This is a genomic window from uncultured Tissierella sp. (assembly GCF_902479755.1).
Classification (GTDB): domain Bacteria; phylum Bacillota; class Clostridia; order Tissierellales; family Tissierellaceae; genus Tissierella; species Tissierella carlieri.
Genome location: NZ_CABSQO010000029.1, coordinates 44,439 through 52,757 on the forward strand (window position 1 = coordinate 44,439; position 8,319 = coordinate 52,757).

An 8,319-nucleotide genomic window follows, 5' to 3' on the forward strand; every position below is an offset into this window, starting at 1 on the left:
AATGAGTAGTTACAGCATCATTAAAGAGAACTGAAAGTCTGTAAATTTCATTTAATATAAAGATATAAAGAGGTTGTGATAATTCATGGATAGAATTGAAAGAAATAAGACTGAAATTTTAAGATATTTAGGATATAAGAATCAAGAAATAGACAGTGTTACTAATATGATAATCGAAGAATCTATAGATGAAATAAATTATTTAAAGAAAGAGAAATATATTTATAGATTTTTTTGTATTTCAAAGAGGAAGGGTAAGCTATTGTTAGATAATAGCAGTCTAAAACTAATAGGAAATGATATTAAGAAACATTTAAACAAATCAGAGTCTTGTGTACTAATGGCTGCAACTTTAGGTCATGATGTGGATACTAAAATAAGGTACTATGAAAAAACTAATATGACAAAGGCATTGATATTGGATGCTTGTGCTACTGCTGCTATTGAAGAAATATGTAATAGATTATGTAAAGATATAAGTGATATTATAGCCCAAGATAATAAAAAATTAACTTCTAGATATAGTCCTGGCTATGGAGACTTTCCATTGAATATCCAAAGTGATTTTTTGGAAGTATTGGGAGCAAAAAAATTCATGGGACTTATGGCTTCATCTGAAAGTATATTAATACCTAGAAAATCAGTTACAGCAATAGCAGGAATCATAGACATAGATAGTAAGGCAGAAGAAATTACCTGTTTAAACTGTAATAAATATGCTACATGTAATTTTAGTAAGGGAGATGCTAGATGTGGGACTTAGAGATTTTTTAAATGAAGGAATTATAATATTTGATGGAGCTATGGGTACTATGCTTCAAAGCAGAGGACTAAAGATAGGTGAATTACCAGAAAAATTAAATATTGAATCACCTGAAATAATAGTTGAAATCCATAAGAAATATATAGAAGCAGGCTCAAAGATTATAACTACTAATACATTTGGTGCCAATGAACTTAAACTTAAAAATAGTGGTTATACTGTTGAAGAAATAATTCATAGGGCAGTTAAAAATGCAAAAGAAGCTATTGACGGAAAAGATGTATATATAGCTTTAGATATAGGACCTATTGGAGAGTTATTAGAGCCTATGGGAACATTGGGATTTGAAGATGCTTATAATATCTTTAAAGATCAAGTGATTCAGGGGGTAAAAAACGGAGTAGATCTAATACTGATAGAAACTATGACAGATTTATATGAAGCAAAGGCAGCTATATTAGCAGCTAAGGAAAATTCAGATTTACCAGTATTTTGTACTATGAGTTTTGAAAAAGATAAAAGAACTTTTACAGGTTGCAATATTATATCTATGGTCATGGTACTGCAAGGATTAGGAGTAGATGCATTGGGAGTTAATTGCTCGTTAGGTCCTAAAGAAATAGAACCTATAGTAGATGAAATATTAAAGATTTCTAAGGTACCAGTTATGGTTCAAGCAAATGCAGGACTGCCATCTATAGTTGATGGAAATACAGTTTATAATATCTCTCCAGAAGAATTTGCTCTATATGTAAGGAGATTTGGAGAAAAGGGTGTAAAGGTTATAGGTGGATGTTGTGGAACGACGGATAAACATATAGAGACTTTGGTTAGTTCTTTAAATAATATAGTAGCACAAGACAGAGAATATTATCCTATAAATGGTATATGTACTCCTACAAATGCAGTAGTTATTGATGGAGTAAAGGTAATCGGTGAAAGGATAAACCCTACAGGAAAAAAACTTTTCAAAGAAGCCTTAATTAAAGGAGATATAGATTATATATTAAGAGAAGCCATAGCTCAAGTTGAAGCAGGAGCAGATATCTTAGATGTAAATGTAGGGTTGCCAGAGATAAATGAAGAAGAAACTATGGTTAGAGTTATTAAAGAAATACAATCTATTCTAGATGTTCCTCTCCAAATTGATTCTACTAATCCTAGAGTTATTGAAAGGGGACTAAGGGTTTATAATGGTAAAGCTATAGTTAATTCAGTAAACGGAGAAGATGAAAGTCTAGATAATATTCTGCCTATAGTAAAGAAATATGGTGCTTCTGTGGTAGGTCTTACATTAGATGAAAGAGGAATACCATCGACGGCTTTAGAGAGGTTTAAGATTGCAGAAAAAATTGTGAAAAGAGCAGAGGAGTATAAGATAGATAAAGAAGATATCTATATAGACTGTCTAACATTAACTGCTGCAGCACAGCAAGAAGGTGTAAAGGAAACATTAAAGGCTATTGAATTAGTAAAGGAGAAATTAAAAGTAAAGACTGTACTTGGGGTATCTAATGTGTCGTTTGGACTGCCAAATAGAGAATTACTAAATAGAACATTCTTGGCATCAAGTATATATGCAGGTTTGGATTTACCGATAATAAATCCAATGAATAAGCAAATGATGGATACAATAATATCATCTAGAGTATTATGGAATGATGACAAAGGAGCTAAAGAATATATTAACTCCTACGAAAACATAAAGAATAGGAGTGATTTCAAAGAGATTTATAAAACCAGTGAAGAAGATTTGTTTAATATAATATTGAAGGGAATTAGAGAAGAAGCTAAAGGTGTAACTGGAAATCTACTATTATATAGGGAACCCCTAGATATAGTCAATGAATATATAGTGCCTGCACTGGATTTGATGGGGGACAAATATGAAAAGGGGGAGATATTTCTTCCTCAGTTAATACGATCAGCTGAAACTGTAAAGAACTCCTTTGAAATCATAAAGGAACATCTAAAAGAGGAATCAGAAACTTCAATCTCTAGAGGTAAGATAATACTAGCCACTGTAAAAGGGGATATCCATGATATAGGTAAAAACATAGTGAAGGTCCTATTAGAGAATTATAACTACGAAATTATAGATTTAGGAAAGGATGTACCCAAGGAAAAGATAATAGAAGAAGCAATTAAAAATGATGTTAAGCTCATAGGACTTAGCGCTTTAATGACTACAACAGTAAAGAATATGGAGGATACAATAAAGACTTTAAAAAAAGAAAATTCCAATTTTGTAGTTATGGTTGGAGGGGCAGTTTTAAATGAGGATTATGCTAATATGATAAAGGCAGATTTCTATGCTAAAGATGCAAGGGATGCTGTAACCATAGCAAGGAAGGTATTAGGGTAGAATAAAATAAACTGAGTGAGAAATGAGTGCTCAGTTTATTTCAAAAAAGCAATGACTATGGAAAACAATAAAACTAATAAGAACAATATATAACACATACGAATAAATACCTTCTAGCAATAGATAGTCTGTAAATTAACTAGAAAAATATTAATTGCTTATCTATGTTTTTTTGTTTTTTAGTGAGCTTATAAAAAAGATAATCATTTTAACAAGCTTTTCCCCAATAAAATTTGAAACTTTCATCCAAAAATTTATTAACACTATGAAAATAATAAGCATAACTAATATCCCCCAAATAAACTCAATATAATCCATAATATCCTCCTCAATATTTTATATGTTTCTTCATATTCTACAGGTTATTTCCAAGTTTGTTTTTTGCCTATCAGACGTAGGTGATTCTTGGGAATCTAATAATTTTTCTGAACTGCTGGCTCACTTAATTTTGTGTCCATAACTATATACTAACACAAGTTATATTTTGGGTGTATTATAAAATTCATACGGAAAGATTTTCTAGGTTCAATAGGCTAGGAATTGGAAAATTTATCGATATAAATAGCTCATCTATATAAGGGTTAGAGATAGTATGATTTTTAGTCATTGAATTTTGAATAAAATAGAATTTTAAGATAGAATTATGTAGTTAATAAATAAGTGTGGTAGGATAATAGGGACATATTAGTGTCCCTATTTTAAATTCATTTGACAATACATAAATAAAAAAATATCATATAGTTAATATACTAAGGTGGGGTGAAAAAATTGATTACAAAGGTATATGAGGATATATATATGATAGAAGTGGTACTACCTAACAATCCTTTAAAGGCATTAAATTCCTATGTAATAAAAGGTAACGATAAATCTCTGATAATAGATACTGGATTTAATAGAGAGGAATGTATTGATGCTCTTTTCAATGGGTTAGAAGAACTGAATATAGATATAAAAGATACAGAACTGTTTATAACCCATCTACATGCAGATCATTCAGGAATGGCCTCCATATTTAAAGAAGCAGGAGTAAAAATCTATGCAGGTGAAATAGATGGAAGATTAATTAATGAAATGACAGGAATTGATTATTGGGAAAGGTTTGAAGAATTTAAGATTTTATTTGATTTAGAAAGAGATAAGGTGACCTTTTCTGAACATCCAGGATATAAATATTGTTTAAAAGAGCCTGTGGAATTTACCTACTTGAAAGAAGGAAAAGGCATACAGGTAGGAATATATTTTTTTGAAGTAATCGATATTCCAGGACATACTCCAGGACATATTGGACTGTATGAAAGAAATCATAAGCTATTTTTCTGTGGTGATCATATATTAGATAAGATTACACCTAATATAGGGTTTTGGGGATTTGAAGAGAATATATTAGCAACATATTTTAATAGTTTAGCAAAAGTATATTCCTATGATATAGATTATTTATTTTCTGCCCATAGAAATATAATCAGAGATCATACTAGACGAATAAATGAATTAATATTCCATCATAAAGAAAGACTTGGTGAAATTGTTCATATATTAAAGGATGGAGAATTATCTGTAAGAGATGTAGCTGCACAGATGCATTGGAGTATTAGAGCTAGGGGTTGGGAGGATTTTCCTATTCCACAGAAATGGTTTGCGGCAGGTGAAGCTATGTCACATCTAGAACATTTATATTGTACAGGCAAGCTAAATAAAGAATTAAGAGAAGGAAAGCTGTTTTTTAAGTTAAAATAGATTTCTTTGGGTATTAATAGTAAGATAAATATTATATGGGAGATGATGATATGCTTAATTTTAACTATAATATTCCTACTAAAATTTTCTTTGGTGAAGGGAAAATAGAAGTTCTAGGAAAACAGATAAAGAAATATGGCTCTAGGGTGCTTTTAGCTTATGGTGGAGGAAGTATTAAAAAGATTGGACTATATGACAAGGTGGTTGAGATTTTAAGAGAGAATAATATACCCTATTATGAGCTTTCTGGAATAGAGCCAAATCCAAGAGTAGAATCTGTAGCTGAAGGCGTAAGGATATGTAGAGATAATAATATTGATTTTATCTTAGCTGTAGGTGGAGGAAGTACTATAGATTGCTGTAAGGTTATAGCTGCTGCATATTATTATGATGGTAATCCGTGGGATTTAGTAATTCGTAAAGCAAAGATCGAAAAAGTATTACCTATTGGAACTATACTTACATTAGCAGCTACTGGCTCAGAAATGGATGCTGGTGCTGTTATAAGTAATATGGAAACTAATCAAAAATATGGAATTGGTCACTCTGGAATGTTTCCTAAGTTTTCAATTTTAGATCCAACATATACCTATACTGTATCAAAATATCAGACAGCATCTGGTGTAGCTGACATTATGAGCCATACTTTTGAAGAATATTTTAGCAATGAAAAAGGAGCATATTTACAGGATAGATTGGCAGAATCGATTCTGAAGACTTGTATGAGATATGGTAGAATTGCTATAGATGAGCCAGAAAACTATGAGGCAAGAGCAAACCTTATGTGGGCCTCTTCATTAGCTATAAATGGATTATTAGGATATGGAAAAGACTCTGCTTGGGCAGTTCATCCATTAGAACACGAACTATCTGCATACTATGATATTACACATGGTATAGGATTAGCAATACTAACACCTCATTGGATGGAACATGTATTAGATGAAAATACTATATGGAAATTTGTAGAGTATGGTGTAAATGTATGGAATATAGATTCAAGTCTTGATGATATGGAAATAGCTAAGATGTCTATTGAAAAGACTAGTGAGTTTTTCAAATCCTTGGATATTCCAATGACCCTTAGAGAAGTAGGCATAGGTGAAGACAAACTTGAGATCATGGCTAGAGATGTAATAGACTACGTTGGAGGAACTGTAGGTAATTTCAAAGCCTTAAACTATGAAGATGTGTTGAGTATCTATAAGAAAGCACTGTAAAAGTAAAAAGGTTATTACTTCTACTTAGTAGTTGTTTAAGTAGAAACTAAGATTTTGGTTTTAATTGTGAATTGTGAATTATCAATTGTGCACTGTATAAAGGGGGGGAGAATGTGATTTTAAACATAGATTTGAATCCTAATTTGGATAGAAATTATATATTAGACAAGGTATATCTGGGTAAGAACAATAACACTAAATTCTCTAGTTGTAGCCCTAGTGGAAAAGCTTTCATCTCTTCAATTTTATTAGATGCCTTTAATGAAGATTCTTTCATTACTGGATTTCTTGGTGGTATAAATGGAGAATATTTTCATAAAAGATTAACAGAGATGAAGATGGCACATGAATTTATACCTATAAAAGAAGAAACTAGAACAATAATTAGATTAAAAGATAATGAGAATGATACAACTATATTAGAAGAAGGACCTAGGATTACTCGAGAGGAAATAGTGAGTTTTTATGAGCTATATTCTCGGCTAGTTGAAAGAACTAATATTATCTGTGGATTAGGCTCTCTTCTTCCCCAAGGTGTGCCAAAGGATATTTACTTTGATTTAATAACCTTAGCTAATAAAAGGGGGAAAAAATTTATCCTAGATATAGGAGAAGATGGATTATCCTATGGAATTGATGCTACTCCTTATATGGTAATACTTAATCAAAGAGAACTTGAAGATATTCTTAAAGTAAGTTTACATTTCGAAAATGAAATAATTAAATCTGGTAGATATATCCTTGACAGAGGTGTGGAGTTTATAGTTATAGATTTACAAAATAGAGGAAGTCTAGTACTTGGACAAGATAGAGGTTATAGGGTGGAGATTCCTTATCTAGGTAATACAATAGCTAATATAGACTATAATGGTATGTCAGCGGGGTTTGCCTTAGGTATCAATAGAAATTATGATATTGAAATGACCATAAGATTAGGACAAGCATTTAATATTGTATCTAATTTAGAGTCAGATATAATGAAGATCGAAGCAAGTGATATTAAAAGACTTATGAGTCAAATAGAAATTTATCCTATTAATTATTAAGCAGAGGAGTGGTGTAATGGCTAGATATGCATTAAACAGAGATAACACAGCATTACTTATTATTGATATTCAAGAGAAATTAGCCTCTATAATGAAATATAAGGAACAAATAATCGATAATACAAAGATATTGATTACTGCGGCTAAAGAAATGAACATGCCTATTATCGTTACAGAACAATATCCAAAGGGAATAGGTCCTACAATAGCTGATATAAAGGAAGCTGTAGATAATAAGGAGGCATTTGAAAAAACTAATTTTTCTGCATATATAGGTAAAATTAAAGAAGCATTGGATGCTACTGGTAGGAAAAAAGTAATTATAACAGGGATGGAAACCCATATATGTGTTTTCCAAACGGCTAGGGATTTAATAGAGAATGGATATGAGGTATTTATTGCAAGAGATGCTGTATGTTCAAGAACCAAAGAAAACTTTTTAAATGGATTAGAACTGATGAAAGATGTTGGAGCAGTTATATCAAATACTGAAGCAATTGTATTTGATCTTCTTAAAATTGCTGGTACTCCAGAATTTAAAGTATTATCTAAATTAATTAAATAAGAATAAAGAATACTCCTCTTCTAAAGCCATATATATTTAGTATAACGCTTTAGGAGAGGAGTTTCTTGTGAAAATTAATATTGAGGGAATTAAATTATTAGAAAAAATATTTGAAGATAATTACCTGAACTATGATACTTTAATAAAGTTTACAAAATCAAAGGGTACAAAGGGATTTATAGATCATGAAAAGAGCTTCAATAGAGATATAAGTAAATCAAAGATAATAGCAGAATTAATAAAATTAGAAGAAGGCAATGAATATAAGGATATATATGATTTTTATATATTAAGAGAAAATGTATCTAGATTAAAGAAAGCATTACTATATATAGATAAGAATGGAGAGATGATTATAAATGAATCATTATCTAAGGTATATAATTTTATTCCTAAAAATATAAAGATCCAACCTAATATTTATCTTTATGCAGGAGGTATAGATGGAGGTTTTACAGTATATAGAAAAGATATATTTATTAATTATATAAAGTATTTTAATAACCTAGAGGAATTTACTAAGGTGATTAGTCATGAATTATTTCATTGTAGATTAGTTTCTTTAAATAATAAATTTAAAAATTTATTTATTGATAATATTAATAATAGATATACTTATG

Annotated in this window: 7 protein-coding genes; all 7 read left to right on the forward strand. The window is 30.3% G+C overall.

The window, feature by feature from the left end:
* Window positions 1-85: 85 nt before the first annotated feature.
* A complete protein-coding gene (locus RDK80_RS14570) occupies window positions 86-763 on the forward strand; it encodes a methionine synthase (RefSeq protein WP_216557184.1) in 678 nt (225 codons plus the stop codon).
* Window positions 753-3,128, forward strand: coding sequence for a homocysteine S-methyltransferase family protein (locus RDK80_RS14575; RefSeq protein WP_308524682.1), 2,376 nt, complete (start codon window positions 753-755; stop codon window positions 3,126-3,128). The genes RDK80_RS14570 and RDK80_RS14575 overlap by 11 nt, the downstream gene beginning before the upstream one ends.
* 768 nt (window positions 3,129-3,896) lie before the next feature.
* Window positions 3,897-4,868: an MBL fold metallo-hydrolase gene (locus RDK80_RS14580; RefSeq protein ID WP_216557181.1), complete on the forward strand. Its 972-nt coding sequence runs from the start codon at window positions 3,897-3,899 to the stop codon at window positions 4,866-4,868.
* 50 nt (window positions 4,869-4,918) lie between these two features.
* Window positions 4,919-6,088 (forward strand): iron-containing alcohol dehydrogenase, encoded by a 1,170-nt coding sequence (locus RDK80_RS14585; protein ID WP_308524683.1) that lies wholly within the window; start codon window positions 4,919-4,921, stop codon window positions 6,086-6,088.
* A 113-nt stretch (window positions 6,089-6,201) separates the two neighbouring features.
* A complete protein-coding gene (locus tag RDK80_RS14590) occupies window positions 6,202-7,134 on the forward strand; it encodes a PfkB family carbohydrate kinase (RefSeq protein ID WP_308524684.1) in 933 nt (310 codons plus the stop codon).
* 16 nt (window positions 7,135-7,150) lie between these two features.
* Window positions 7,151-7,699, forward strand: coding sequence for a hydrolase (locus RDK80_RS14595; RefSeq protein WP_256310886.1), 549 nt, complete (start codon window positions 7,151-7,153; stop codon window positions 7,697-7,699).
* Window positions 7,700-7,766: 67 nt separating this feature from the next.
* The coding region (locus RDK80_RS14600) for a DUF5700 domain-containing putative Zn-dependent protease (protein WP_308524685.1) at window positions 7,767-8,319 on the forward strand (553 nt) is incomplete at its 3' end.

What these genes read in the sequence shown, in the direction of transcription:
- RDK80_RS14570 (WP_216557184.1), top strand. Translation starts at nt 86, where the DNA reads ATGGATAGAATTGAAAGAAATAAGACTGAAATTTTAAGATATTTAGGA.
- RDK80_RS14585 (WP_308524683.1), top strand. Translation starts at nt 4,919, where the DNA reads ATGCTTAATTTTAACTATAATATTCCTACTAAAATTTTCTTTGGTGAA.
- RDK80_RS14595 (WP_256310886.1), top strand. Translation starts at nt 7,151, where the DNA reads ATGGCTAGATATGCATTAAACAGAGATAACACAGCATTACTTATTATT.